The sequence below is a fragment of the Sphingobacterium sp. GVS05A genome, from assembly GCF_019969845.1.
Lineage (GTDB): Bacteria > Bacteroidota > Bacteroidia > Sphingobacteriales > Sphingobacteriaceae > Sphingobacterium.
Map to the genome: position 1 here is coordinate 1 of NZ_JAHXYR010000019.1, position 474 is coordinate 474.

A 474-nucleotide genomic window follows, 5' to 3' on the forward strand; every position below is an offset into this window, starting at 1 on the left:
CCTTTTTAAAGCGCTTTGGTCAAAAAAACAAAAATGCAGAAGAAGGAACCGATATGAGCTCAGTCAATCTTGAGTATGTTCTGCGGCTGGAAAGCCTGTTAAGCAGGATTTACCCCCGGGAACACATCGCCGACCTGCTGAAAAAAATCCTGCATCTCGCCGACAAATGGAATTACGGCAAACACCGCACCACCCGCTGGGTGGATGGTACCAATATTTATCTGATTACTTATGGCGATAATATCCGTCACGGCGAGCAACCGCCGCTGGCGACGCTCAATCATTTCGCTAACACTTATCTGCGCGACATTATCAGCGACATCCATATTCTGCCGATGTATCCGTACAGTTCAGACGACGGCTTTAGCGTCATTGACTACCGGCGGATCGATGAACATCTTGGTGGCTGGTCAGATATTCATCACCTTTCGGCCAATTTCAACCTGATGTTTGATTGCGTGATCAACCATATTT

The 474-nt window shown here is 47.3% G+C and carries 1 protein-coding gene; it reads left to right on the forward strand.

Annotated elements, in window-relative coordinates; all coding sequences use genetic code 11:
• Window positions 1-474, forward strand: a 474-nt coding sequence (locus tag LC454_RS26245; RefSeq protein ID WP_262903151.1) for an alpha-amylase family glycosyl hydrolase, incomplete at both ends; no start/stop codon positions are given.